At 72.0% G+C, this 23,449-nt stretch carries 20 protein-coding genes and 1 tRNA gene; 14 read left to right on the top strand and 7 right to left on the bottom strand.

The window, feature by feature from the left end; all coding sequences use genetic code 11:
- Positions 1 to 81: 81 nt before the first annotated feature.
- Together IEJ02_RS37845 and IEJ02_RS37840 are read left to right on the top strand one after the other, a co-directional pair.
- Positions 82 to 300 carry an MbtH family protein gene (locus IEJ02_RS37845; protein WP_191068931.1) on the top strand — a complete coding sequence of 73 codons (219 nt, stop codon included), beginning with the start codon at positions 82 to 84 and terminating at the stop codon, positions 298 to 300.
- A gap of 147 nt (positions 301 to 447) precedes the next feature.
- Positions 448 to 1,437: a zinc-binding alcohol dehydrogenase family protein gene (locus IEJ02_RS37840; RefSeq protein ID WP_191068956.1), complete on the top strand. Its 990-nt coding sequence runs from the start codon at positions 448 to 450 to the stop codon at positions 1,435 to 1,437.
- A 188-nt stretch (positions 1,438 to 1,625) separates the two neighbouring features.
- Here the strand turns inward: IEJ02_RS37840 and IEJ02_RS37835 are convergent, their stop codons facing one another.
- The gene (locus IEJ02_RS37835) at positions 1,626 to 2,024 is read right to left on the bottom strand and encodes a VOC family protein (protein ID WP_191068930.1); all 399 of its coding nucleotides are present in this window, start codon (positions 2,022 to 2,024) and stop codon (positions 1,626 to 1,628) included.
- Positions 2,025 to 2,260: 236 nt separating this feature from the next.
- Positions 2,261 to 2,683, bottom strand: coding sequence for a hypothetical protein (locus tag IEJ02_RS37830; RefSeq protein ID WP_137980739.1), 423 nt, complete (start codon positions 2,681 to 2,683; stop codon positions 2,261 to 2,263).
- Positions 2,684 to 2,862: 179 nt separating this feature from the next.
- On the opposite strand from IEJ02_RS37830, the gene IEJ02_RS37825 reads away from it, so the two are divergent.
- Together IEJ02_RS37825 and IEJ02_RS37820 are read left to right on the top strand one after the other, a co-directional pair.
- A complete protein-coding gene (locus tag IEJ02_RS37825; protein ID WP_191068929.1) occupies positions 2,863 to 3,333 on the top strand; it encodes a cation:proton antiporter regulatory subunit in 471 nt (156 codons plus the stop codon).
- Positions 3,334 to 3,337: 4 nt separating this feature from the next.
- A complete protein-coding gene (locus IEJ02_RS37820; RefSeq protein WP_191068928.1) occupies positions 3,338 to 4,609 on the top strand; it encodes a cation:proton antiporter in 1,272 nt (423 codons plus the stop codon).
- Positions 4,610 to 4,674: 65 nt separating this feature from the next.
- Here the strand turns inward: IEJ02_RS37820 and IEJ02_RS37815 are convergent, their stop codons facing one another.
- Positions 4,675 to 5,718, bottom strand: a complete 1,044-nt coding sequence (locus tag IEJ02_RS37815; protein ID WP_191068927.1) for a sporulation protein — start codon at positions 5,716 to 5,718, stop codon at positions 4,675 to 4,677.
- Between the two features lie 298 nt (positions 5,719 to 6,016).
- Here IEJ02_RS37815 and IEJ02_RS37810 point away from each other — a divergent pair, with 298 nt between their 5' ends.
- On the top strand, positions 6,017 to 6,211 hold the full coding sequence (locus IEJ02_RS37810; RefSeq protein WP_137977991.1) for a DUF2795 domain-containing protein: 195 nt from the start codon (positions 6,017 to 6,019) through the stop codon (positions 6,209 to 6,211).
- A gap of 437 nt (positions 6,212 to 6,648) precedes the next feature.
- Positions 6,649 to 8,424, top strand: a complete 1,776-nt coding sequence (gene ctaD, locus IEJ02_RS37805; RefSeq protein WP_191068926.1) for an aa3-type cytochrome oxidase subunit I — start codon at positions 6,649 to 6,651, stop codon at positions 8,422 to 8,424.
- A gap of 119 nt (positions 8,425 to 8,543) precedes the next feature.
- Here ctaD and IEJ02_RS37800 read toward each other — a convergent pair.
- Positions 8,544 to 8,616, bottom strand: a tRNA-Arg gene (locus IEJ02_RS37800).
- 382 nt (positions 8,617 to 8,998) lie between these two features.
- Between IEJ02_RS37800 and IEJ02_RS37795 the strand changes: the two genes are divergently transcribed.
- The 7 genes from IEJ02_RS37795 to IEJ02_RS37765 all read left to right on the top strand — a co-directional run bounded on the left by IEJ02_RS37795 (position 8,999) and on the right by IEJ02_RS37765 (position 19,006).
- A complete protein-coding gene (locus IEJ02_RS37795; RefSeq protein ID WP_191068955.1) occupies positions 8,999 to 10,609 on the top strand; it encodes a dynamin family protein in 1,611 nt (536 codons plus the stop codon).
- Between the two features lie 6 nt (positions 10,610 to 10,615).
- Entirely contained in the window at positions 10,616 to 12,532 is a 1,917-nt protein-coding gene (locus IEJ02_RS37790) for a GTPase (RefSeq protein WP_191068925.1), read from the top strand.
- 992 nt (positions 12,533 to 13,524) lie between these two features.
- Positions 13,525 to 14,037, top strand: a complete 513-nt coding sequence (locus tag IEJ02_RS37785) for a single-stranded DNA-binding protein (RefSeq protein ID WP_191068924.1) — start codon at positions 13,525 to 13,527, stop codon at positions 14,035 to 14,037.
- A 217-nt stretch (positions 14,038 to 14,254) separates the two neighbouring features.
- Positions 14,255 to 15,652, top strand: a complete 1,398-nt coding sequence (locus IEJ02_RS37780; RefSeq protein WP_191068923.1) for a Cys-Gln thioester bond-forming surface protein — start codon at positions 14,255 to 14,257, stop codon at positions 15,650 to 15,652.
- 330 nt (positions 15,653 to 15,982) lie between these two features.
- The gene (gene ettA / locus IEJ02_RS37775; protein WP_137977989.1) at positions 15,983 to 17,647 is read left to right on the top strand and encodes an energy-dependent translational throttle protein EttA; all 1,665 of its coding nucleotides are present in this window, start codon (positions 15,983 to 15,985) and stop codon (positions 17,645 to 17,647) included.
- Between the two features lie 4 nt (positions 17,648 to 17,651).
- Complete coding sequence (locus IEJ02_RS37770; RefSeq protein WP_191068922.1) at positions 17,652 to 18,161, top strand: acyl-CoA thioesterase; 510 nt, start codon at positions 17,652 to 17,654, stop codon at positions 18,159 to 18,161.
- Positions 18,158 to 19,006 (top strand): DUF8185 domain-containing protein, encoded by an 849-nt coding sequence (locus IEJ02_RS37765; RefSeq protein ID WP_191068921.1) that lies wholly within the window; start codon positions 18,158 to 18,160, stop codon positions 19,004 to 19,006. Before IEJ02_RS37770 ends, IEJ02_RS37765 begins: the two co-directional genes overlap by 4 nt.
- A 111-nt stretch (positions 19,007 to 19,117) precedes the next feature.
- Here the strand turns inward: IEJ02_RS37765 and IEJ02_RS37760 are convergent, their stop codons facing one another.
- Positions 19,118 to 19,522: a globin gene (locus IEJ02_RS37760; protein ID WP_191068920.1), complete on the bottom strand. Its 405-nt coding sequence runs from the start codon at positions 19,520 to 19,522 to the stop codon at positions 19,118 to 19,120.
- Between the two features lie 80 nt (positions 19,523 to 19,602).
- Between IEJ02_RS37760 and IEJ02_RS37750 the strand changes: the two genes are divergently transcribed.
- The gene (locus IEJ02_RS37750; protein ID WP_498067122.1) at positions 19,603 to 20,814 is read left to right on the top strand and encodes a methyltransferase domain-containing protein; all 1,212 of its coding nucleotides are present in this window, start codon (positions 19,603 to 19,605) and stop codon (positions 20,812 to 20,814) included.
- On the opposite strand, the gene IEJ02_RS37745 is transcribed toward IEJ02_RS37750, so the two are convergent.
- Together IEJ02_RS37745 and IEJ02_RS37740 are read right to left on the bottom strand one after the other, a co-directional pair.
- The gene (locus IEJ02_RS37745; RefSeq protein WP_191068919.1) at positions 20,795 to 21,964 is read right to left on the bottom strand and encodes an FHA domain-containing protein; all 1,170 of its coding nucleotides are present in this window, start codon (positions 21,962 to 21,964) and stop codon (positions 20,795 to 20,797) included. The two genes, IEJ02_RS37750 and IEJ02_RS37745, sit on opposite strands and share 20 nt — an antisense overlap.
- Positions 21,965 to 22,032: 68 nt before the next feature.
- Complete coding sequence (locus IEJ02_RS37740; RefSeq protein ID WP_191068918.1) at positions 22,033 to 23,430, bottom strand: vWA domain-containing protein; 1,398 nt, start codon at positions 23,428 to 23,430, stop codon at positions 22,033 to 22,035.
- Between the last annotated feature and the right edge of the window lie 19 nt (positions 23,431 to 23,449).

Below are 23,449 nucleotides of genomic sequence, written 5' to 3'. Positions count from 1 at the left end.
ACCCGGGAACCCCTCGGCAGGGCCCGCCCCCTGCCGGTACCGTCAAGCTCGTCGACGCCGACCGGAGCGAGGAGACCAGCGATGAGCAACCCCTTCGAGAACCCCGACGGCCGCTATCTCGTGCTCGTCAACCAAGAGGGGCAGCACTCGCTGTGGCCCGCCTTCGCCGAGGTCCCCGCGGGCTGGACGGTCGCCCACGGCGAGGACGACCGCCAGGCGTGCCTGGACTACGTCAATGAGCACTGGACCGATATGCGCCCCACGAGTCTGATCAACGCGATGGACGGCACCTCGGCCTGATCACGCCCGCACGCGGTTGGCAGTTTCCGGCCGTATCTCTTCCCTTTTTGGCGCCGCATGGCGATAACGCGTGCCTTACGGTCGCCACGGTGCCCACGGCGTTACGTTGGCGAGGTGACGGACGCGAACGCCGGCCTTCCGGCGACCATGCGGGCATGGGTGGTCCCCACCCCGGGCCGGATCGAGCAGGTGGAGCTGCCGGTTCCGCGGCCGGCGGAGGACGAGCTGCTGGTCCGGGTCCGGGCCTGCGGCGTCTGCCGCACCGATCTGCATGTCCGCGACGGCGATCTGCCCTCGCACCGCAGCCCCGTCGTCCCCGGTCACGAGGCGGTCGGCGAGGTCGTGGCGGCGGGCTCGCGGGCGCACGGCCCCGGCCCCGGAATCCGGCTCGGCGTCCCCTGGCTGCGGCGCACCTGCGGCCGCTGCCGCTACTGCCTCCGGAGCCAGGAGAACCTGTGCCCGTTCTCCGAGTACACCGGCTGGGACGCGGACGGCGGCTACGCCGAGTACGTCACCGTACCGGCGGCCTACGCCTACGAGCTGCCCTCCGGATACCGCGACGAGGAGCTCGCCCCGCTGCTGTGCGCCGGGATCATCGGCCACCGCGCGCTGCGCCGGGCCGACCTCCCGCCGGGCGGCCGGCTCGGCATCTACGGCTTCGGCGGCTCGGCACACCTCACCGCCCAGGTCGCCATCGCGCAGGGCGCCGTCGTCCACGTCCTGACCCGCTCGCCCGCCGCCCGCGCGCTCGCCCTGGACCTCGGCGCCGCCTCCGCGAACGACGCCTACGACCGCCCGCCCGAGCCGCTCGACGCCGCCATCCTCTTCGCCCCGGTGGGCGAGCTGGTCCCGGTCGCCCTGGAGTCCCTGGACGCGGGCGGCACGCTGAGCATCGCCGGGATCTACCTCACCGACATCCCGTCACTCGACTACGAGCGGCATCTCTTCCGTGAGCGCACCGTGCGCAGCGTCACCGCCAACACCCGCGAGGACGGCCGCGAATTCCTCGCCGCGGCCGCCGAGCACCGCATCAGCGCCACGGTCACGCCGTACCCCTTCGACCGGGCGGACGCCGCCCTCGACGACCTCGCCGCCGACCGCGTCAACGGTGTGGCGGTCCTGACGATGCCGCACTAGCCCAACACAACAAGCGCGGCGCCTCTCCTGCGGGGGTGTCCGGCGGACCACGCGGCGGAGGCTTCGCCCCTGGACCCCCGGGGTCTGCCTCCGGGGTCTGGGGCGGAGCCCCGGTTCCGGGAAGGGGCGGGGAGGGGAGCAGCCCGCCGCAGGCGTCACGATCCGTCGGATACCCCCCGGTGGTCGGCTCAGGAATTCGACCAGGCGCGGCGGCACAGCACCAGGCGGTAGCCGTCCGGGTCCTCGATGGTGACGCCCCATTCGTTCCAATACGGATTGGGGGAGGTGACGCGGGTGCCGCCGTGCTGGGTGAGGCGGTCCACCAGCTCTTCGGGGACCGGTTCGTCGAGGTAGATCACCAGCAGGTCCTCCTCGGTCGGCCGGGGCTCCACGGGGTGGGCCGCTTGGTACACGAGCTCCAGATGCCAGGAGGCGTCCGGCCAGCCCACCATCAGCAGATCGTGCTCCCCGGCCTCCACCCGGTACACCACGCTCAACCCCAGCCCCGTACACCAGAAGCGCTCCGCCGCCGCGAGGTCGCGCGAGGGGCGGGCGATGCGGATGTGGCTCTGACCGTCGGCGGGCATGGGCGCCTCCTTCGTCGTGGGGAACGCGTTCGACTTCGTCGTAGGGAACGCCTCGACTACGTCGTAGGGAACGCATCGGCGGCACGGTGATCGCCGTGCCGTGCTCCCGAGCCTAGGAGCGGGCCCCCGCCGGGGCATCGGCCGCTCGCCGGGCTTCCCACAGCCGTGGGACCTACGACCGTGGACCGAACCACCTCGCTCGTGGACCGAACCACCTCCCTCGCGGACCGGTCACCTCACTCCGGCGACCCCGGATGGCGGCCGAGCGGGCTGATGCGGCGGTATCCCGCCCGGGCATTGACGATGCGGGCGAGCGCGGTGCCCGCGACGGCCGCCGCCAGGAGACAGGCGAGCCACCGGGCGTCGCGGTCGCCCGCCCAGGAGAGCCGGCCCGCGGGCGGAATGGCGAAGCCGTTGAGGAACAGCCAGCACAGCGCCGCCGTACCGGGCGCCGCGACAAAGCGCGCGCACAGCCCCAGCAGCGCGGCCAGCAGCGAGAGCGCGACCAGGGCGAACGTCGGGCGGCCGTGGCCGCCGAGGAAGTTCAGGGTCGCCACCAGCACCAGAGCGCCGAGGAAGGCTCCGCCCCAGATGACGGGAGTGGCGACCGGATCCGGAACTGGCCTGATACCGGTGGAGAGCCGCCTCCACTCGATCATGGGCATCACCCCTCCTCTGGGAGCCATCCTCCTCGTGGATCGATGGCCACCCCACCCATACGCGGTCGGCATCGTCCCATCGCACCCTCGCACACCTGCCGTCATTACCAATTCTTTGCCATTCGTTAGGGTGGCACAAGCATCGAGCGACGAGAGGGATGATTGTGGGCGCTCCGCGCATGAGCAGTACGCCGTTGCCCGGCATCGGGGTTCGCTACGACCTGACGACGCGAGAGAGCAGGCGGCTTTCGGTCATCGCACATCGCGACGGCGGACGGACGCTGAGTGCTTACCGGAAGGAGGATCCCGATGAGTGTGCCCTGTCCACCAGGCTGACCCCAGGGGAAGCGGAGGCGCTTGTCGGGGTGCTGATGCCAAGCCATCACAGCCCGAATCTGCTGTCCACCACCGAGCTGGGGCTGGTGGCCGAGCGGATCGAGCTGTCGACCACGTCGTACTGGAACGGGCGGGTGCTGGGCGAGACGCGGATGCGGACGGAGACCGGCGCCTCGATCGTGGCCGTGCTGCGCAGGGCGGAGGCGATCCCCTCCCCGACCCCCGACTTCCGGCTGGCCGGTGGGGACGAGCTGATCGTGATCGGCACCCGCGAGGGTGTGGAGACGGCCGCGGCGATACTAGGGCGGGAGTGAGCCCATGCATTCCTCTGCTGTCTTTCTGATCGAGTTCGGCGCGGTCATCCTGGGCCTCGGGCTGCTGGGGCGGCTGGCCGGGCGGCTCAAGTTCTCCCCGATCCCGCTGTATCTGCTGGCCGGACTGGCCTTCGGCGAGGGCGGACTGCTGCCGCTGGGGGCCAGCGAGGAGTTCGTCGCGATCGGCGCCGAGATCGGCGTCATCCTGCTGCTGCTGATGCTCGGCCTGGAGTACACCGCCAGCGACCTGGTCAGCAATCTCAAGACCCAGTACCCGGCCGGGCTCGTCGACGCGGGGCTCAACGCCCTGCCCGGCGCCGTCATGGCCCTGCTGCTGGGCTGGGGGCCGGTGGCCGCCGTGGTGCTGGCGGGCGTCACCTGGATCTCCTCCTCCGGCGTCATCGCCAAGGTGCTCGGCGATCTGGGTCGGCTCGGCAACCGCGAGACCCCGGTGATCCTCAGCATCCTCGTCCTCGAGGACCTGGCGATGGCCGTCTACCTGCCGATCGTCACCGCCCTGCTGGCCGGTGCGGGCCTGGCGGCGGGCAGCGTCACCCTGGCCATCGCCCTCGGCGTGGCCGGTCTGGTGCTGTTCCTGGCCGTCCGCTACGGACGGCACATCTCCCGCTTCGTCTCCAGCGACGACCCCGAGAAGCTGCTGCTGGTGGTGCTCGGGCTGACGCTGCTGGTGGCGGGGATCGCCCAGCAGCTCCAGGTGTCGGCGGCCGTCGGCGCGTTCCTGGTGGGCATCGCCCTGTCCGGGGAGGTCGCCGAGGGCACGCACCATCTGCTCAGCCCGCTGCGGGATCTGTTCGCCGCCGTGTTCTTCGTCTTCTTCGGCTTGCACACGGATCCGGCCAGCATTCCCCCGGTGCTGCTGCCCGCCATGACGCTGGCCGTCATCACCGCCGGTACGAAGGTCGCCACCGGCTACTGGGCGGCGCGGCGGGCCGGGATCTCGGCCCGGGGCCGCTGGCGGGCGGGCGGCACGCTGGTGGCCCGTGGCGAGTTCTCGATCGTCATCGCGGGGCTCGCCGTCACGGCCGGTATCGAACCATCGCTCGGCCCGCTGGCCACGGCGTACGTCCTGATCCTGGTCGTCCTCGGGCCGCTCACCGCCCGCTGGACCGAGCCCGTCGCCCGGCGGGTCACGGCCCGGCTGGCGGCGCGCCGCGAGCCCGCTGCCGCCGCGGCGGTCGAGGGCGGGGGCGATGGTGTGGCGGAGAAGCCGCGGGAGGTGGTGGACGACCCGGACGCGGTGGGGCGTCGTTCCTAGCCGTTCGCCGGTGCGTACGGGGAGGGCCGCGGGACGATCCGCGGCCCTCCCCGTCGCTCCACGGCTCAGCCCCGGCTCTCCTTCTCGGGCCCCGGGCCCCCTAAGTCTTTTGTGCCCCCTGAACCCTCTGAACCGTTTAAGCGCTCTAGGTCATCCAAGTCGCCCAAGCCCGCTAAGTTCCCCAAGTCCCCCAAGTTCCCTAACGCGTCGCCGAGCCCGGCCGCGACCATGCCGCCGCCCATGCCGCCGCCTGCGGCCCCACCCGCCGCCGTTCCGGCCGTGACGCCTGGGGCGCCCGCGATGCCCGCGATGACCGCACCGGTGCGGTCATCGCGGGCGGTATGTGTGGCGCGGGGTTCGATGAGCGCCCGGATCCAGGAGTCGACCTCGCCGGTCCAGTCGCGCTGCTCAGGGCGCTCATGGCGCACGGTGTGGCGGCCGTGGGCGCCGGAGCCCCCGCCGCGCTTGTCGGCTTCCAGGACGACCTCCATGCCGGCGGGGCCGGTGAGAAGGGTCAGCGCGATCTCGTTCACGTCATGGATGTACTGAGGGGCGGGGGTGAGCTCGATCTCCTGGTGGAAGGGGAGCCGCTGTCCGGTGCCCGCTATATGGGCGAGTCGCAGATCGGCGGCGACGAGGCCGAAGCCGAGTCGGCCCAGTGCCCCCAGCACGGCCTCCTGGACCGGCAGCGGGTGCACGATCAGCGGCTCCGGATCGCCGTGGTCCTTCGTGCCCGCCGCCGCGAGCTCGACCCGGACGCCCAGGACGACACCCAGCGGCTGCCCGGACACCTCGGTGAGCGGCGTCTCCCACGGTATGTGAATGGTGAACGGAATATCTCTGTGCTCTCTCGCGTCGAGCCGGAACCCGCCGCCGAGCCGGAGGCGGTCGAAGACCACGCCGCCCTCGTGCTCCTCACCGCCGTGCCCGGCCTCGACCCCGGCGACCAGCTCCAGCGCGAGGTGCTCGAGATCGCAGGCACTGCCTCCGCCTCGGAGCCGCACATGCCCCCGCACCACCCCGCCGGGGCGCACTGGCTCCCGGTCCAGGATCGTGTCCACGACGGGCCCGCCGACCCCGAGCGAGCCGAGCACTCGTTTGAACACCATCGCGGCGTTCACTCCTTCACTGTCACTGTGATCGTTCTCTGTTCCGTGTGGGGGGCGTTCGTTCTGGGTTCCGTGGGGGGCATGCGTGGAACGAACGGGAAGGTAAAGGGATTCCCATGTACGCGTTCTGGGGCGGTAAAACCGGCCAGGGGTGGTGAGGCCCCGGCCGCCGACGTGCCCGATGGCCCGGCTCGGGTGGTCACCCGCTCACGGAGAGCCAACTGAATGGGCCCTCCGGCCATGGGTAACTCGGGGCGGGCCCCAGACACGCGACGAAGAGTTGAAGGGAGCGTTGGTCATGGCGAAGCCCAACCCCACGGATCTCCAGAAGGCGCTCAAGGGGGTCAGCTATCCGGCCGACCGGGATTCCCTGGTGGAACGCGCGAAGGACAACGGAGCGGACCGGGAACTGGTCGACCAGCTGTCCCACGTCAAGAAGGGCCGCTTCGAAGGCCCCGACGACGTCCAGAAGGCCGTCTACAAGGGGAAATAGCAGTTGGCCGACGCGCAAGCCGACGCAGAAGCCGGTGCGGAGAGCGGAACGCGCCCGCGAGAGGCGGGCACGCCCGCCGAGAGCGGAGCGCTCCCGCACCGGCGCGCACCGGCGCGCTCGAATGTGAGGAGCTGCGAGGCGCTCATCCCAGAGGACGGGAGAAACCGATGTCACGTGTGCGACGGGTGAGATCGGCGCTGCTGAGCGCCGTGGCAATCGTCGTGAGCGCGGGAATCCGGCGATGGCGGCGCGGACCGGCCCGCGAGCCGCATCCAGGACGCCGGTGAATGACCCGGTGAATGACCCTGCCTCTACGGCGAGTCGGGTCCGAATCGCCATTCCGCTTCGGGTAATGGTGGGCGAATCGATACAACGAATTCGTCGGCCGGTGCCGCCGGCCGCCCACCCATGCAGACGGCCGAGGAGCGGACACGGACATGGCGACGACAACCAGGCCCGAATATGAAGCTCCCGCCGAACCCACCAAACTCGGCAGCATCGTGGTCGACTGGCTCACCACCACGGACCACAAGAAAATCGGACACCTGTACCTGGTGACCGCGTTCGGTTTCTTTCTGATCGGCGGCCTGCTGGCCATGATCATGCGGGCCGAACTCGCCCGGCCCGGACTGCAATTGATCAGCCCGGAGCAGTACAACCAGGCTTTCACCCTGCATGGCACGCTGATGCTGCTGTTCTTCGCCACGCCGGTCTTCGCCGGATTCGCCAACGAGATCATGCCGCTCCAGATCGGCGCCCCGGATGTCGCCTTCCCCCGGCTGAACATGCTCTCGTACTGGCTCTTCTTCTTCGGCGGGCTGATCGTGATCGGCAGTCTGCTCACCCCCGGCGGCGCGGCGGACTTCGGCTGGACGGCCTATACCCCGCTCAGCAGCAAGACGCGGACACCGGGCGTGGGCGGCGACATGTGGGTGATGGGCCTCGCCCTCTCCGGCTTCGGGACGATCCTGGGCGCCGTCAACTTCATCACGACCGTCGTGTGCATGCGCGCCCCGGGGATGACGATGTTCCGGCTGCCCATCTTCACCTGGAACATCCTCTTCACCTCGATCCTGGTGCTGCTGGCCTTTCCCGTCCTGGCGGCCGCCCTGCTGGTGCTGGAGGCGGATCGCAAATTCGGCGCGGTCGTCTTCGAGGGGGCCAACGGCGGGCCGGTGCTGTGGCAGCACCTCTTCTGGTTCTTCGGCCATCCCGAGGTCTACATCATCGCCCTGCCGTTCTTCGGCATCATCACCGAAATCATTCCGGTGTTCTCCCGCAAGGTGGTCTTCGGCTATATGGGTCTGGTGGGCGCCACCATCGGCATCACCGGCCTCTCCGCGACGGTGTGGGCCCATCACATGTTCGCCACCGGAGCGGTGCTGCTGCCGTTCTTCTCCTTTATGACGTTCCTCATCGCGGTGCCGACCGGGGTGAAGTTCTTCAACTGGATCGGAACCATGTGGCGTGGCTCCCTCTCCTTCGAGACGCCGATGCTGTGGGCCATCGGCTTCCTGGTCACCTTCCTCTTCGGCGGGCTGACCGGGGTGATCCTGGCCTCGCCTCCGCTGGATTTCGAGGTCCACGACAGCTATTTCGTCGTCGCCCACTTCCACTACGTGGTCTTCGGCACGGTGGTCTACGCGATGTTCGCCGGATTCTATTTCTGGTGGCCCAAGTTCACCGGCAGAATGCTCGACGAACGCCTCGGCAAGATCCACTTCTGGACCCTGTTCATCGGCTTCCACACCACCTTCCTGGTCCACCACTGGCTCGGCGTCATCGGCATGCCGCGTCGCTATGTCGACTATCTGGCCGCCGACGGCTTCACCACGCTGAACACGGTCTCCACCATCGGCTCGTTCCTGCTGGGCCTGTCCACGCTGCCGTTCATCTACAACGTGTGGAAAACCGGGAAGTACGGGAAGCGCGTCGAACTCGACGACCCCTGGGGCTGGGGCCGCTCCCTGGAATGGGCCACCTCCTGCCCCCCGCCCCGGCACAACTTCCTCACCCTGCCGAAGATCCGCTCCGAATCCCCCGCCTTCGACCTCCACCACCCCGAGGTCGTCCCCCACGAGGTCCCCACCACCAGCCGACCGCCCCTCTCCGAGGCCATGGGTGCCCCGGTGGACCTCGGCACCGAGGACGACCGCACCGGCGGCGGACCGGGCCCCGAGACGGGCGGCGGCACCGAGGGCCGCGAGGGCTGACCCTGGACGGGCGCCTCGGCCGCTTCTCGCCGCCCTCGAGGCGGCCGGTATTCGTCTGTACGTACTGCGAACAGCGCGAAGACCCCCTCCGCTACGTGCGTAGAGGAGAGGGTCCAGTGCGCCCCCGGCAGGACTCGAACCTGCGGCCAAGCGCTTAGAAGGCGCCTGCTCTATCCACTGAGCTACGGGGGCCGGTGGTGGTCATGGAGCGGGTGAGCCCCCGGTGCCTGCGGGGCCGACGGGGCGGCCGTGGTGCGGGTGGCCGGGCTCGACGGACCGTGACCTTGCCGGGACAAGGATAGGGCTCCTTGCACCTCGCCCCGGTTGCTTCACCTCCGTGGCACGTTGTGGAGGTTCGGTGAAGCGGTCTGATAATCGCAGGCAGGTCCGAAACTTGCATCGTTTTTCACGCCTCAGGGAACGGGTGTTGTGTACTCGTTATGCCCGCGCCCCTGTCGTCACGTCCGCCTCGTGCCCCTTTTGGGGTGATCCGGGTGGGTCTCTTTGACGCGCACGAGTGAGCATACGCTTCAAAAAGTCACCAAAAGCGGGCATTCTTCACCACGTGGCGATCTTGGACGTACGGCCCCGGCTGCTCGACGCGCTGACCTCACTGCGTGACCGAGTCGACGCCGCTCGGTTTCCGCTCCCCCTTCCCGGCGCCGACCGCGCTCGCCGCAGCCGTGCCGAGCTGCTCGCTCAACTGGACGACTACCTCGTGCCCCGGTTGCGCGCCCCCGAAGCGCCCCTGCTGGCGGTAATCGGGGGATCGACGGGAGCGGGCAAGTCCACCCTCGTCAATTCGCTGGTCGGCCGACGCGTCACCGAGGCCGGTGTGTTGCGGCCCACAACGCGGACGCCGGTGCTGGTGTGCCACCCCGACGACCACCCCTGGTTCGCCGGGCAGCGGGTGCTGCCGCGGCTCACCCGGGTGTGGGTGCCGGCCCAGGGGGAGCGGGCGGAGAGCGCGTACGACGAGGAGGAGCGGGCGCAGGAGGGGCCGGCGGCGCTGCGGGTGGAGACCGACCCGGGGCTGGCGCGGGGGCTCGCCCTGCTCGACGCGCCCGACATCGACTCACTGGTCGCGCGGAACCGCGAGCTGGCCGCGGAACTGATCTGCGCCGCCGACATCTGGGTGCTCGTCACCACCGCCACCCGCTACGGCGACGCCGTCCCCTGGCATCTGCTGCGGACCGCCAAGGAGTACGACGTCACCCTCGTCACCGTCCTCGACCGGGTGCCGCACCAGCTGGCCGCCGAGGTCTCCCGGCAGTACGCCGGGCTCCTTACGGCGGCCGGGCTCGGCGATGTCCCGCGCTTCACCATCCCCGAGCTCCCGGAATCCGCGGGCGGCGGCAGCGGGCTGCTCCCGGCCACCGCCGTCGCCGCCCTGCGGGCCTGGCTCACCCAGCACGCACAGGATCCGTACGCCCGTACCGTCGCCGCCGCCCGTACGGCCGCCGGGACGCTCGCCTCGCTGCGCGCCCGGATGCCCGCGCTGGCCGGGGCCGCGGCGGCGCAGCACGCGGCCGCGGTGCGGCTGATCCAGCGGGTCGAGGGCGCGTACGGGGAGGCCGGGGAGCGGGTGCGGCGCGAGATCGCGCAGGGCGCGGCGCTCGCGGGCGGCGCGCTCGCCCACTGGCACGGCCTGCCGCACGGCAGCGCCCCCGATGAGCTCCTTACGGCTCTCACCGACTCCCTGGCCACCTTGCTGCGCAGCGCGGCCGCCACGGCTGACGAACGGGTCGCGGAGGCCGGGCGGCACGACCCGGCCGCGCGGGCCGGGCTCGCGCCCTGCGACGCGCGCGGCGCCGCCGAGCGGATCGGCGTGGCCGTACGGCACTGGCGGCGCTGCGCCGAGGAGCTGGCCGAGGAGGAGGCCCGGGCCCGGATCGCCGAACGCGGGGGCAGCTGCGTGCCCGAGGAGATCGCCGCCCTGCTCGCCGCGTCCCTCCTGGGCGGGCGCCGCGCCCGTAAGGCGGGCGAGAAGCTTGCCGAGGCCCTGGGCGCGCATGCGGCGCTGCGCCTGGGCGACCGCGGCGGACGGCTGCTCGACGGCTGTGTCACCCGCGTCATGCGGGCGGAGCGTGACCGCAGGCTCGCCCCGCTGGACGCCCTGGACATGTCCCCGGAACACCAGGTCGAGCTGATCGCCGCGCTGTCCGTACTGCAGAAGGAGAGGTGACCGCAGGTGACGGCCACGGAGGGCAACGGTGGCAAGGAGGGCGGCGGGGGCGGCGGGGGAGACCGGGCGGCGGGAGGCCGCCACACCTGGGACGACGGCCTGATCGCCCGGCGTGCGCAACGCCGGGCCGCCGGGCGCGCCGCGGGCCGCCCGCCCCGTGCGATGGACCAGGGGGCGATGGAGGAGGCCGCACCGGACATCCCCGGCGCCGCGGCGGGCTTCTTCCCCGGAGAGGAGACCGGCCGGCGGTCCTTCGGCGGCCCTCCGTACGCCGTCTACCAGGCCGGCGTCCGCAGCTTCGCCACGGGCACCCTACGGCCCCGTCTGGAGGCCCTGCGCCAGCTCGTCGGGCTGTCCCGGTCCCGGCTCGAGGGGCGCGCGCTCGCCGGGGCCGCGCGGGTGCTCGACGAGGCGGACGCGCGGGGACGGCATCCTTACGGGCACACCGTGGTCGCCGTCGCCGGGGCCACCGGAAGCGGTAAGTCGACACTGTTCAACGCCCTCGCCGGAGCCCCTCTCTCCGAGACCGGCATCCGCCGCCCCACCACCGCCAGGCCCCTCGCCTGCGCGTGGACCGACCACGCCGACGGCCTGCTGGACCGCCTCGGCATCCCGGCGGTGGACCGGCGCAACCCGGGCTATCCATACGACCCCGCGCTGCGCGGCCTGGTCCTGCTCGACCTGCCCGACCACGACTCGGCCGCCCCGGGCCACCGGGAACGGGTGGACCGACTGCTGGGCCTCGTCGACGCGGTGGTGTGGGTCGTGGACCCCGAGAAGTACGCGGACGCGGTCCTTCATGAGCGCTATCTGCGGCCGCTCGCCGGATACGCCGAGGTGACCTTCGTCGTGCTCAATCAGGTGGACCGGCTCCCCGGCGAGGCCGCGGACCAGGTGCTGGACGACCTGCGGCGGCTGCTGGACGAGGACGGGCTCGCGCTCGGGGAGCACGGGGAGCCGGGGGCCGCCGTGCTCGCGCTGTCCGCGCTGACCGGCGAGGGCGTCCGGGAGCTGCGGGAGATGCTCGGGCGGCTCACGGCCGAGTGCGGGGCGGCAGAGCGCCGGCTGTCGGCGGACGTGGACGGCACGATGACGCGACTGCGGCCGCAGTATGTGGCGGACAGCGGGCCGGTCGGGCTCACCGAGCGGGCGCGGGCGGAGTTCGAGGACCGGCTGGCCGAGGCGGCGGGCGCGGGCGCGGCCGGGAAGGCCGCCGAGCGCGCCTGGCTGAGGGACGCGGAGTGGGCGTGCGGAACCCCGTGGGGGCGGCTGCGGGGGAGGAGGAGCCGCGCCTCAGGAAGCTCTCGAGGCGGCTCTCGGGGCTCGCGAGCCCCCGGGGCCAGGGAGTGGACGGAGATCCCGGGCGCGCGGGCGCGCACGTCGGCGGTGGAGGCGGTCACGGCGCGCCCCGCGGTGGAGGAGGCGGTACGGACGCTCGGGGACGAGGCGACGGCCGGGCTGCCCGGTCCATGGGCCCAGGCCGTGCGGGAGGCGGCGGCGTGGGGCGGCAGAGGGCTGGCGGAGGCGGTCGACGAGGCGGTGGCGGCCGAGACGGCACACCGACGGCCGGTCCGGCCCGTGTGGTGGTCGATGGTGGCCGCGGCTCAGGTGACCGTGCTGCTGGCGCAAGTGATGGGGGTGCTGTGGCTGTTGGGGGCCATGGCCGGGGCGTTCGGCGGGCCGGAGTGGTGGATGCCTGCGCTGCTGGTGGCGGGCGGCGCGGCGGTCGGCCCGGCGCTGGCGTGGGGCTCCAGGGCGGCCGCGCGCGGACCCGCCCGGCGCCACGGCCGGTCGGTGGAGGGCCGCCTGCGGGAGGCGGCGGCCGAGTGCGGGCGCAGGCGGGTCCTGGAGCCGGTGGAGACGGAGCTGGCGCGGTACGGGGAGGTACGGGCGCAGTACGTCATCGCGGCGGGCGGGGCGTGAGGGGCGGTACGTGACGCTCTACGGGGCGTCCGGCGGACCAGGCTGCGGAGCCGCATGGCGATGTCTCCCCGCCCGTCCCCACGGCATCGCTATGCGGCTCCGCCGCGTGGCAGGGGCTCCGCCCCTGGACCCGGGGTCTGGGGCGGAGCCCCAGTTGTGGGAAGGGGCGGGGAGGGGACCAGCGGTGACGGGCGGTACGCGACGCTCTACGGGGCGTCCGGCGGACCAGGCTGCGGAGCCGCATGGCGATGCTTCCCCGCCCGTCCCCACGGCATCGCTATGCGGCATCGCCGCGTGGCAGGGGCTCCGCCCCTGGACCCGGGGTCTGGGGCGGAGCCCCAGTTGTGGGAAGGGGCGGGGAGGGGACCAGCGGTGACGGGCGGTACGCGACGCTCTACGGGGCGTCCGGCGGACCAGGCTGCGGAGCCGCATGGCGATGCTTCCCCGCCCGTCCCCACGGCATCGCTATGCGGCTCCGCCGCGTGGCAGGGGCTCCGCCCCTGGACCCGGGGTCTGGGGCGGAGCCCCAGTTGTGGGAAGGGGCGGGGAGGGGACCAGCGGTGACGGGCGGTACGCGACGCTCTACGGGGCGTCCGGCGGACCAGGCTGCGGAGCCGCATGGCGATGCTTCCCCGCCCGTCCCCACGGCATCGCTATGCGGCATCGCCGCGTGGCAGGGGCTCCGCCCCTGGACCCGGGGTCTGGGGCGGAGCCCAGGCCTGGACCCGGGGTCTGGGGCAGAGCCCCAGTTTCGGGAAGGGGCGGGGAGGGGGCTGCCCGCCGCAGGCGCCAAGCTCCGCCGGACACCCCCGGCTCGGCGTGACGGGACGCGGTCTCAGGGCCGGGGCGTGACGGCTGGTCACTCGTCCGGGTGGCCGAGTTATCCACAAACGCGGGGTCGTGCACAGGCCCCGGCGGGGTTTCGCGATGCCGGGCAGCATGGTCCACGAACGGCACGGCAGAGCCGCGAAGTGATGGGGGAGGCGTAGCCGGTGAACGAGAGCTGGGTGACCGTGGTGGGCAATGCCGCGACGCGGCCGGACTTCTGGGAGACGGCGGCGGGTGTCGCGGTGGCCCGGTTCCGGCTGGCGGTGACGGTGCGCCGCTGGGACCGGGGGCGGGACGCGTGGGCGGACGCGTACACGAGTTTCTACACGGTCTGGACGTGGCGGTCGCTCGCCGCGAATGTCGCCGGGTCGGTATCGCTCGGTGAACCCCTCGTCGTCCATGGGACGTTGCGGGTGAGGGAGCGCGAATGGGACCGGGAGCGAGAGCGAGAGCGGGAGCGGGACCGGCCGCTCCCGGGAGACGGGGGAGGCGCGGCCGAGCCTCCGGCCCCGGGCGTGGATTCCGGCGGCGGGGCGCATCAGCCCAGGCGCTGGGTCACCGCGGACATCGACGCGGTGGCGGTCGGCCACGATCTCGCGCGGGGTACATCCGCATTTCGCCGGGTTTCACAGGCCAAACCGCTTCTAAACACGCCGACCGGGGCAACTTCCCCGTGAGTGGCCGCGACTACGGGAGATTTGTCGATAATCCCAGGTCATATGGGATCTGGAGATTAGATAACGATTCCGATTCGGATCGGTTGGGTCTAGGTATTCCTGGGGAGCGTGCGGTTCCTTTCTCCCTAGGATCCGTGCGTGCCCAACGGGGGTTCCTGAGTTTTGAGTTCGCTGGCGAGGCGCACCAACTGACTGGCGCTCGCCCGGAGGGGAAACGATGATTTCTGTAAGGAGGCGGGGCGCTGCCCGCCTTGCGGCCGCCGTTCTGGCGTCCGGTCTGGTCGCGGCGGGCGCGATAGTCACCGCCGGCACCGCCGCCGCCGATGACGCGCCCCCGAGTCAGGGCGGCGCCACCGCCACGCTGGGTGGTCTCAAGACGTTCGACAAGGCCATCATTCACGACAACGGCAAGGACCAGCAGGTCGGCGCCGGTCTCTTCGAGATGTCGGTCGACAATGGCGGTTCCATCCAGACGTACTGCATTGATCTGCACAACCCGACGCAGAGCAAGGCGAAGTACGAGGAGAAGTCCTGGTCCGAGACGTCGCTGGCGAACAACCCCAACGCGGGCAAGATCAACTGGGTTCTGCAGAACTCCTACCCGCAGGTGAACGACCTCGGCGCGCTGGCGAAGACGGCGGGCACCGGTCCCCTCACCGAGAAGACCGCCGCCGCGGGTACGCAGGTCGCCATCTGGCGCTTCTCCGACAACGCGAAGGTGGACGCGGCCGACCCGGAGGCCGAGAAGCTGGCCGACTACCTGGAGAAGAACGCCCAGAACCTCCAGGAGCCCAAGGCGTCGCTGAGCCTGGACCCGCCGGCCGTCTCCGGCAAGGCCGGTGAGCGGCTCGGCCCGGTGAAGGTCCACACCAACGCCGACAGCGTCACCCTGACCCCGGGCACCGAGTCCGCGGGCAGCGGCGTCAAGCTCGTCGACAAGAGCGGCAAGACCCTCACCAGCGCCTCCGACGGCGGCGAGGTGTACTTCGACGTCCCGGAGGGCGCGTCGGACGGCTCCGCCACCCTGACCGCGCAGGCCGCCACCAAGGTTCCGGTGGGCCGCGCGTTCGCCAGCGCCACCAAGAGCCAGACACAGATCCTGGCCGGCTCCAGCGAGAGCACCGTCTCCGCCACCGCCACCGCGAACTGGGCGAAGAAGGGCGCGGTCCCGGCGGTCTCCGCCGAGAAGGACTGCGCCAAGGGCGGCGTGGACATCACGGCCACCAACAAGGGCGACGAGGCGTTCACCTTCGAGCTGCTGGGCCAGAAGTACACCGTCGAGGCGGGTCAGTCGAAGACCGTCACCGCCCCGGTGAAGGAGGACCAGAGCTACAAGTTCACCATCGCCGGTCCGAACGGCTTCGAGAAGACCTTCTCCGGCGTTCTCGACTGCAAGACCTCCAGCAGCGGCGGCAGCAGCGACACCCCCTCGTCGCAGCCGAGCCCCGCGTCGGCCGGCGGCAGCACCGGCGGTGACACCTCCGGTGGCGACCTCGCCGAGACCGGTAGCAGCAGCAACACTCCGATGATCGCGGGCATCGCCGTGGCGCTGGTCGTGGTCGGTGGCGGCGCGATCTTCTTCGTTCGCAAGAAGAAGGCGCCCGCGGGCGAGTGAACGCCAGAGCGGCGACGCCAGGGCGGTGACGCCAGGGCGACGACGCCGGGCAGCAGTGATCGCTGAGTGAAGCGACGGTCACCGAATGTGGTGATCATCGGAGAACGCGGTGATGGAGGGCCGGAGCCTCGTGGAGGCTCCGGCCCTTCGCGTCGCGGGGGGACGGCGAATGCCGGACCCATGCCGCACGCCGGACCAAACGGGTTTCCGCCTCGGGCGCGGCGTACGGCAAGATGGCTGTATCTGCCCTCACGCGGTGGAGCCGCCACGGATACGGACACCGCGGCGGAGCCGCACCTCGATACCTACCAGATTGCCGGACGGTTTCTCTTGGCTGAGTTCATCTACACCATGCGCAAGGCGCGTAAGGCGCACGGCGACAAGGTGATCCTCGACGATGTCACGCTGAGCTTTCTGCCCGGCGCGAAAATCGGTGTCGTGGGCCCCAACGGCGCCGGTAAGTCGACGGTGCTGAAGATCATGGCCGGCCTGGAGCAGCCGTCCAATGGTGACGCCTTCCTCTCACCCGGCTACAGCGTCGGCATCCTGCTCCAGGAGCCCCCGCTGGACGAGTCCAAGACCGTGCTGGAGAACGTCCAGGACGGCGTGGCGGTCACCAAGGGCAAGCTGGACCGCTTCAACGAGATCGCCGAGCAGATGGCGACCGACTACAGCGACGAGCTGCTGGAGGAGATGGGCAAGCTCCAGGAGGAGCTGGACCACTCAGGCGCCTGGGACCTGGACGCCCAGCTCGAGCAGGCCATGGACGCCCTCGGCTGCCCGCCCGGTGACTGGCCGGTCACCACCCTCTCCGGTGGTGAGAAGCGCCGCGTCGCGCTCTGCAAGCTGCTGCTGGAGGCCCCCGACCTGCTGCTGCTGGACGAGCCCACCAACCACCTCGACGCCGAGTCCGTCAACTGGCTGGAGCAGCACCTCGCCAAGTACGCGGGCACCGTCGTGGCCATCACCCACGACCGGTACTTCCTGGACAACGTCGCCGAGTGGATCCTGGAGCTCGACCGCGGCCGCGCCATCGGCTACGAGGGCAACTACTCCACCTACCTGGAGAAGAAGCAGGCCCGTCTGAAGGTCGAGGGCCAGAAGGACGCCAAGCGCGCCAAGCGCCTCAAGGAAGAGCTGGACTGGGTCCGCTCCAACGCCAAGGGCCGCCAGGCCAAGTCCCGGGCCCGGCTGACCCGTTACGAGGAGATGGCCGCCGAGGCCGAGAAGACCCGGAAGCTGGACTTCGAGGAGATCCAGATCCCGCCGGGCCCGCGCCTGGGCAATGTCGTGGTCGAGGTGGAGAACCTTTCCAAGGCGTTCGGCGAGAAGGTCCTGATCGACGACCTCTCCTTCACCCTCCCGCGCAACGGCATCGTCGGCGTCATCGGCCCCAACGGCGCCGGTAAGACCACGCTCTTCAAGATGATCCAGGGCCTGGAGACCGCCGACGCGGGCAGCATCAAGGTCGGCGAGACCGTCAAGATCTCCTACGTCGACCAGAGCCGCGCCAACATCGACCCCAAGAAGACGCTGTGGGCGGTCGTCTCCGACGAGCTCGACTACATCAACGTCGGCCAGGTCGAGATGCCCTCCCGCGCCTATGTCTCCGCCTTCGGCTTCAAGGGCCCGGACCAGCAGAAGCCGGCCGGGGTGCTCTCGGGCGGTGAGCGCAACCGCCTCAACCTCGCGCTCACCCTCAAGCAGGGCGGCAATCTGCTGCTCCTCGACGAGCCCACCAACGACCTCGACGTGGAGACCCTCTCCTCGCTGGAGAACGCGCTGCTCGACTTCCCCGGCTGCGCCGTGGTCGTCTCCCACGACCGCTGGTTCCTCGACCGCGTCGCCACCCACATCCTGGCGTACGAGGGCGACTCCAAGTGGTTCTGGTTCGAGGGCAACTTCGAGTCGTACGAGAAGAACAAGGTCGAGCGGCTCGGCCCGGACGCGGCCCGTCCGCACCGCGCCACCTACAAGAAGCTGACCCGGGGCTGAGTGGATGGCACGCCATATCTACCCCTGTCCCCTGCGCTGGTCCGACATGGACGCGTTCGGCCACGTCAACAACGTGACCTTCCTCCGCTATCTGGAGGAGGCCCGGGTCGACTTCATGTGGCGGCTGGCGCCGGGGAACGGGAGTGACGCGTTCACCGGCGGCGTGGTCGTGGCCCGGCATGAGATCGACTATCTGAGGCCGCTCGTCCACCGCCACCGGCCGGTGACGATCGAGACCTGGGTGACGGAGATCAAGGCCGCGTATCTCACCCTGCGCTATGAGATCAAGGACGAGGACGCCCTGTATGCGCGTGCCGCCACCCGTATCGTGCCCTACGACCTCGACCAGGGCCGCCCGCGCCGGGTCACCCCGGAAGAGGAGAAGTTCCTGACCGAGTACCTGGAGCCGGACCCGGTGAAGAAGGGCTCCGCCAAGAAGGCGTCCAAGGCGGCCACGAAGCCCGCCGGATCCACCGATGGCGCCGGACGGGCGGAGGGGGCCGTCTCGGTATGACGGCCTCCAGCCAGGAACTCCACTTCGCCGACGCCGGGGAGGCGGCCGATCTCGCCGCCTTCCTGGCCCGGCTGATCCACTACGACCGGGCGGCGGCGGTGCGGCTGCAGGCGGGCGGCGGTGTGCTCGCCGTCTTCGGCCGGCCGCCTTCCTTCGAGGTCCTCGCGATCCGTACGGCGCGGCTCGAGGCGATCGTCAGCACCGAGGCCGCACCGGACACGCCGCACACGTCGGCCGGGGCGGCGGCCGGGCCGGGAGCGCTGGATACGACAGTCTCGGCGGGCGAGTTCGCGGACGCGCTGGACACGGCGCGGGCCGCGCGGACCGCCGACGGGCCCGAGGGCCGCGACCGGGGCCTGGCGGTCACCGTGCCGCAGGCCGTCACCGGCCCGCCGTGGGCCGGAGTGCTGCCGCCACGCGGCGGCTGGCGCCGGGTGGACGGGCTGCCGGGCGTGGACGAGGTGCGCGGGGCGGTCGCCGCCGCCGTCGCCGAGTTCCGGGCCCGTGACGCGGCGCTCCCCGAGGAGCGCCGTACGCGCGCCGAGCGCGACCGCATCGGCCATGAGATCTGGTCCCGCACCCTCGGCGACACCGGGCTCCCGCTGCGCGCCGTGCACGCCGCGCAGTCGCTGGGCTTCCTGCGTCCGGTCCGGGCGCTCGCCGCCCCGTCCGGCCTCGAGGTTCTCCCCAGTGTCGCCGCGGCCGCGCTCGGCTCCATGGCCGAGCCCCTGGCACTGCTCGCCGCGGGCGGCTGGCTGCGGCTGCGCACGCCGTACGGCTCGATCGCGGTGCGTACGCAGGGCCTGTCCGGCGGTCTGTCCGGGCTGTCCGTCACGCCCGCCTGAGCCCACCGGCCGGCCCGGCGGTCAGCCCACCGGGGTCAGCCCGCCGGTCGGCCCGGCGGATCAGCCCACCGGTCGGCCCGGCGGATCAGTCCTCCAGGGCGACCCGCCGGGTCAGCCCTCCGTATTGATCATGGAGGCGGCGGCGTAGGTGAGGTAGTGCCACAGCTGACGCTCGAGCTCCGGGGCCAGCTCCAGCTCGTCCACCGCGTCGCGCATATGGCGCAGCCAGGCGTCATGGGCGGCGCGGTTCACGGCGAAGGGTGCGTGGCGCATGCGGAGCCGGGGGTGGCCGCGGTTGTCGCTGTAGGTGCGGGGACCGCCCCAGTACTGCATCAGGAAGAGTGTGAGTCGCTCCTCGGCCGGCCCCAGGTCCTCCTCGGGGTACATCGGCCGGAGCAGCGGGTCCTCCGCGACCCCCTGGTAGAAGCGGTGGACCAGACGCCGGAAGGTCTGCTCGCCGCCGACCTGCTCGTAGAAGGTCTGCTCCTGAAGTGTGCCTCGCGGAATCTCTTTCACGCCTCCATGCTCTCAGACGCCCCCGTCTGGAAAAGGGGGCGTGGGTCGCGGCCGGGGGCCGGGCGCAGGAGAGTGGAGTCATGGGCAGCACGGGCGGGAGCACACGCAGTGCGCCGGACGCCGCGGAGCGTATGGCGTGGCGGAAGCCTGCGGGCCGGGAGGTCGATGGGTGCGCCGAGGAGGCCGCGGCGCTGCGGACCGGGCTGGTCCGGGAGGTCGTGGCGGGCGGCGGACTCACCGACCCCGCCTGGCGGGCGGCCTTCGAGGAGGTGCCGCGCCATCTGTTCGTGCCCTACTACTACGAGGCGGGGGACGCGACCGCGGCGGCCGCACCGCCGGGCGCCAAGACGGCAGGAGCGGCGGGGACGGCAGGAGCGGCGGCGGGGACGGCAGGGGCGGCGGAGGCGGCAGAGGCAGGAGAGGTGGATGCGGCGCACGGGACGGTCGGCTACACCCGGCTGTGGCGCGACGACCCCCACCCGCTGCGCCGGGCCCGCTGGCTGGCCGGCGCCTACGCGGACGCCCCGCTCGCCACGCGGGTGCGGGACGGTGAGCTGATCACCTCCAGCAGCCAGCCGTCGCTGATGGCGCGGATGCTCCAGGCGCTCCAGGTGCGGGACGGGGACCGGGTGCTGGAGATCGGCGCGGGCACCGGCTACAACGCCGCGCTGCTGGCCCATCGGCTCGGCGACGCCCACGTCACCACCCTCGACCTCGACCCGGAGATCACCGAGGCCGCCCGCAACCATCTGGCCGCGGCCGGGTTCCGCCCCGCGGTCGTCACCGGCGACGGGGCGCGCGGCTGTCCGCTGCACGCTCCCTACGACCGGATCATCGCCACCTGCGCCGTGGCGTCCATCCCGTCCGCATGGCTCGGTCAGTGCCGGCCGGACGCGCTGATCCTGACGCCGCTCGCGACCGGGCTGATCGCCCTGAGGGTCGCCGACGCCCGCCATGCCGAGGGGCGCTTCCTGGCCATCCCCGCGTACTTCGTCCCGCTGCGCGGCAGCGGCCCGCCGCCGCGGGTGCCCACCCACGGGCTGCCGTCCCGGCCGCTGCTGGACGACTCCTTCCGCTTCCTGCTGAACGTGGCCGCGGGCCATATGGAGCCGGTCGAGGCCCTCGCGCTGTGGGAGCACGAGGGCAGGCCGGGGCGGGAGCGCTACGGGGTGACGGTGCGGGGCGAGCGCCAATGGGCCTGGCTGGACGACCCGGAGGGCGCCTACGGCTGGCCGCTGGGCCCTCCCGGCCGTCTTGAGCCCTTCCGGGGTCTCAGCCCCGGCGCACCGTGATCGTCGTCCAGGCGCCCACGTGGACGCGGTCGCCGTCCCGGAGCGGAACCGGCACGAACGGCTGGATCGGCTCCTCGCCGCCGTTGATCGTCGTGCCGTTCGTCGAGTCCTGGTCGACGACCGCCCAGACGCCGTCGGGCTGCTGGACGAGGAGCGCGTGCTGGTGCGAGACGCCCGGGTCCTCGGGCGGCCGCCCGAGGTCGATGTCGGGGGCCTCACCGGTGCTGTGGCGGCGCCGGCCGATGGTGATCTGCTGGCCGTTGAGCGGCAGTTGCTGCTCGGGGGAGTAGGCCGGGAGGTTCAGCCCGGCGGCCTCCGGGCCACTGCGGTTCATCATCGCCATGAAGTACTCGCGGTCCGGGGCGACGACGGCTATCCAGTTCCCGGGCGCCTGCGCCGGGGCCCCGGGCTGGCCGAACTGGGCCCCGCCGGGGTGCTGCTGCGGGGCGCCGGGGTGTTGCTGCTGCGGGGCACCGGGGTGCTGCTGCTGTGGCGGCTGGTGCCCCGGCCCCTGCTGCTGGGGCGGGGCGTACCCCTCGTTCCCGTACGGCTGGGCCGGGGGCGCCGGGGCCTGGGGGTAGCCGTAGCCGTACTGCGGGGCCTGGGGCGCGCCGTGGCCCGGGGCGCCCTGCTGCGGTGCGCCGTGCGGGGGCGTGCCCGGGTGCGGTGCGCCCCCCTGCGGCGGCGGAAGCGTCCAGTCGCTGTCGCCGCCGAAGCCGGGGGGCTGACCGCCGCCCTGCGTCGGGTGCCCGCCCTGCGGCCCCCCGGGCCCGGGCTGCGGCGGACCGGGCTGCTGCGGCGGCGCGTAACCGCCCTGCGGCGGGCCGTACGGAGACGGGGTGTGGGTCTGGAAGTTGAAGCGGCACTCCTCACAGAACGGGGCCTGTGCCTCACGCGGCGTACGGCACTGCGGGCACAGCTCCTGCTGCTGTGCCGGATAGCCGTAGCCGCCCGCGCCGCCGGGCGGCGGTGGGCCACCCGGCCCCGGACTCCCGTAGCCACCCGGTGGCACGGGAACACCGGGGCCGTTCGGCGTGGGCGGAGGTGGCGGGACGGCGCCGGAGGGCATGGGTGTCCCCGACATCCGGTGCCCACACACCTCGCACCAGTCGTCGGCCGCCGATTGGTGGCCGTTGGGACAGGTCGGCATGTCGGATCCCCCTCTGTGGCGTTCTTGGCGTTTCTGCCGAGAAGTGCTACGTGAGTGCTGGTTATGTGCTACTTCTTGACGCGAACTGTCTTGGTGGAGCGCGTTTCGAGTGTCATCTCGTCCGCCTCCGCGACCTTCGCCTTCAGTCGCACAGTACCTGCCGCCACATCGAGCACGTCCACCACCTTCGCAAGCAGTTTCGCCGTGTCTTCGTTCCCCGATGCGGCCGCCAGCTGTACGGCACGCCCCAGCTTCGCGGTCGCTTGTTCGGCATCGCCGGACTTGCGGGCATTCATGCCCTGTTTGATGGCCTGTGCCAGTTCGGCCTGGCCCGTATAGTGCGCCACCTGCGGATTCATCGCGGTGGAGACGGCCAGATCATCGGTCCACACCGCGCGCACCAGCCCCTGCGCCAGGGGACTGGGCGGGCTGCCGACCCCGTCGGGCACCGGCTGAACCAGGGAAATCCTGGCCGCGAGCATCTCCTGGCCGACCTCCGCCGCCGGAACCCTCACACACAGGTGGTAGTCGCGGGACTCATCGCCCCAGGACCCGGTGGGGTAGTCGCCCGCGCGGGGACCGGCCTCGACGCGCCGGGCGGTCAGATCCTCGACCGTCGGTGCGACCTGTTTCACATACGCCACCTCGGCACCCTTGGGGGTCCACAGCCGGAGGCTGACGTCGGCGATCTCCTTGCCCATCGCCGTCTCCATCATCCGTGTGAAGTCCGCGGCGAGCCCGGCGGGATCGGCCACGATGTCCGCCGTTCCGAGCAGGGCGGTGGCGATCCCGGTGACCTCCTCGACCTCCCAATCCGTGCCCACCCCGCGGGCGTCGCAGGTGAAGCGGCCCGCGCAGGCGTCGAGCACGGTCCGCAGCCGCTGCGGCTCCTCGTGCTCGTTCCGCCCGTCGGTGAGCAGGATGCCGTGCCGTATCGCGGCGTCGGTGGAGTCGAACAGCAGGTCGGCCTGGAGCAGCCAGGTGCCGATCGCCGTGCCGCCGCCCGGACTCAGGCTCCGCAGCGCCTCCTTCGCCTGGGCGCGGGTGAGCGGATCGGCGATGGCCAGCCGCCCGCCGCCGGGGAAGATCTCGACCGCCTTGTGGGTGCCCGCCACCACCGAGAAGGCCACGCCGTCGCGCACGGTGTCGATGGCGGCGGCGGTCGCGTCCCGTGCGTGGCGCATCTTCGTCGGCGGATAGTCCATCGAGCCGGAGCAGTCCACCATGATCACCACGGCCGCGCTGGGGGAGCCGCCGCCCCGGCCGGACGCGCTGTCGTACGTGCCGGGAGCGTCCTCGTACCCACCACGGGCGGGGGCGGGTATCGGCGGTCCTGCCGTGGCCCCGCCGCCGGCCGAGGTGACGGTGATGATCGCGTTCACCTCGCGGCCCCCCTCGGGGAGGTACTCGTTCTGGTAGACCTCGACCGAGAACCGCGGCGCATCGGGCGTGGAGAAGTGGGCCATGTCATCCGCTCCTTGGCGA

The sequence above is a fragment of the Streptomyces sp. 5-10 genome (genome assembly GCF_014712245.1).
Taxonomy (GTDB): Bacteria; Actinomycetota; Actinomycetes; order Streptomycetales; family Streptomycetaceae; genus Streptomyces; species Streptomyces violaceusniger.
Note: the sequence above shows the minus strand (reverse complement) of the source record. Positions and strands in the feature narration are given on the sequence as shown.

What these genes read in the sequence shown, in the direction of transcription:
- IEJ02_RS37845 (WP_191068931.1), top strand. Translation starts at nt 82, where the DNA reads ATGAGCAACCCCTTCGAGAACCCCGACGGCCGCTATCTCGTGCTCGTC.
- IEJ02_RS37745 (WP_191068919.1), bottom strand. Translation starts at nt 21,964, where the DNA reads ATGCCGACCTGTCCCAACGGCCACCAATCGGCGGCCGACGACTGGTGC.
- IEJ02_RS37770 (WP_191068922.1), top strand. Translation starts at nt 17,652, where the DNA reads ATGGCACGCCATATCTACCCCTGTCCCCTGCGCTGGTCCGACATGGAC.
- IEJ02_RS37820 (WP_191068928.1), top strand. Translation starts at nt 3,338, where the DNA reads ATGCATTCCTCTGCTGTCTTTCTGATCGAGTTCGGCGCGGTCATCCTG.
- IEJ02_RS37830 (WP_137980739.1), bottom strand. Translation starts at nt 2,683, where the DNA reads ATGATCGAGTGGAGGCGGCTCTCCACCGGTATCAGGCCAGTTCCGGAT.
- IEJ02_RS37765 (WP_191068921.1), top strand. Translation starts at nt 18,158, where the DNA reads ATGACGGCCTCCAGCCAGGAACTCCACTTCGCCGACGCCGGGGAGGCG.
- IEJ02_RS37825 (WP_191068929.1), top strand. Translation starts at nt 2,863, where the DNA reads ATGAGCAGTACGCCGTTGCCCGGCATCGGGGTTCGCTACGACCTGACG.
- IEJ02_RS37740 (WP_191068918.1), bottom strand. Translation starts at nt 23,430, where the DNA reads ATGGCCCACTTCTCCACGCCCGATGCGCCGCGGTTCTCGGTCGAGGTC.
- IEJ02_RS37835 (WP_191068930.1), bottom strand. Translation starts at nt 2,024, where the DNA reads ATGCCCGCCGACGGTCAGAGCCACATCCGCATCGCCCGCCCCTCGCGC.
- IEJ02_RS37750 (WP_498067122.1), top strand. Translation starts at nt 19,603, where the DNA reads ATGGGCAGCACGGGCGGGAGCACACGCAGTGCGCCGGACGCCGCGGAG.
- ctaD (WP_191068926.1), top strand. Translation starts at nt 6,649, where the DNA reads ATGGCGACGACAACCAGGCCCGAATATGAAGCTCCCGCCGAACCCACC.
- IEJ02_RS37840 (WP_191068956.1), top strand. Translation starts at nt 448, where the DNA reads ATGCGGGCATGGGTGGTCCCCACCCCGGGCCGGATCGAGCAGGTGGAG.
- IEJ02_RS37810 (WP_137977991.1), top strand. Translation starts at nt 6,017, where the DNA reads ATGGCGAAGCCCAACCCCACGGATCTCCAGAAGGCGCTCAAGGGGGTC.
- IEJ02_RS37780 (WP_191068923.1), top strand. Translation starts at nt 14,255, where the DNA reads ATGATTTCTGTAAGGAGGCGGGGCGCTGCCCGCCTTGCGGCCGCCGTT.
- IEJ02_RS37815 (WP_191068927.1), bottom strand. Translation starts at nt 5,718, where the DNA reads ATGGTGTTCAAACGAGTGCTCGGCTCGCTCGGGGTCGGCGGGCCCGTC.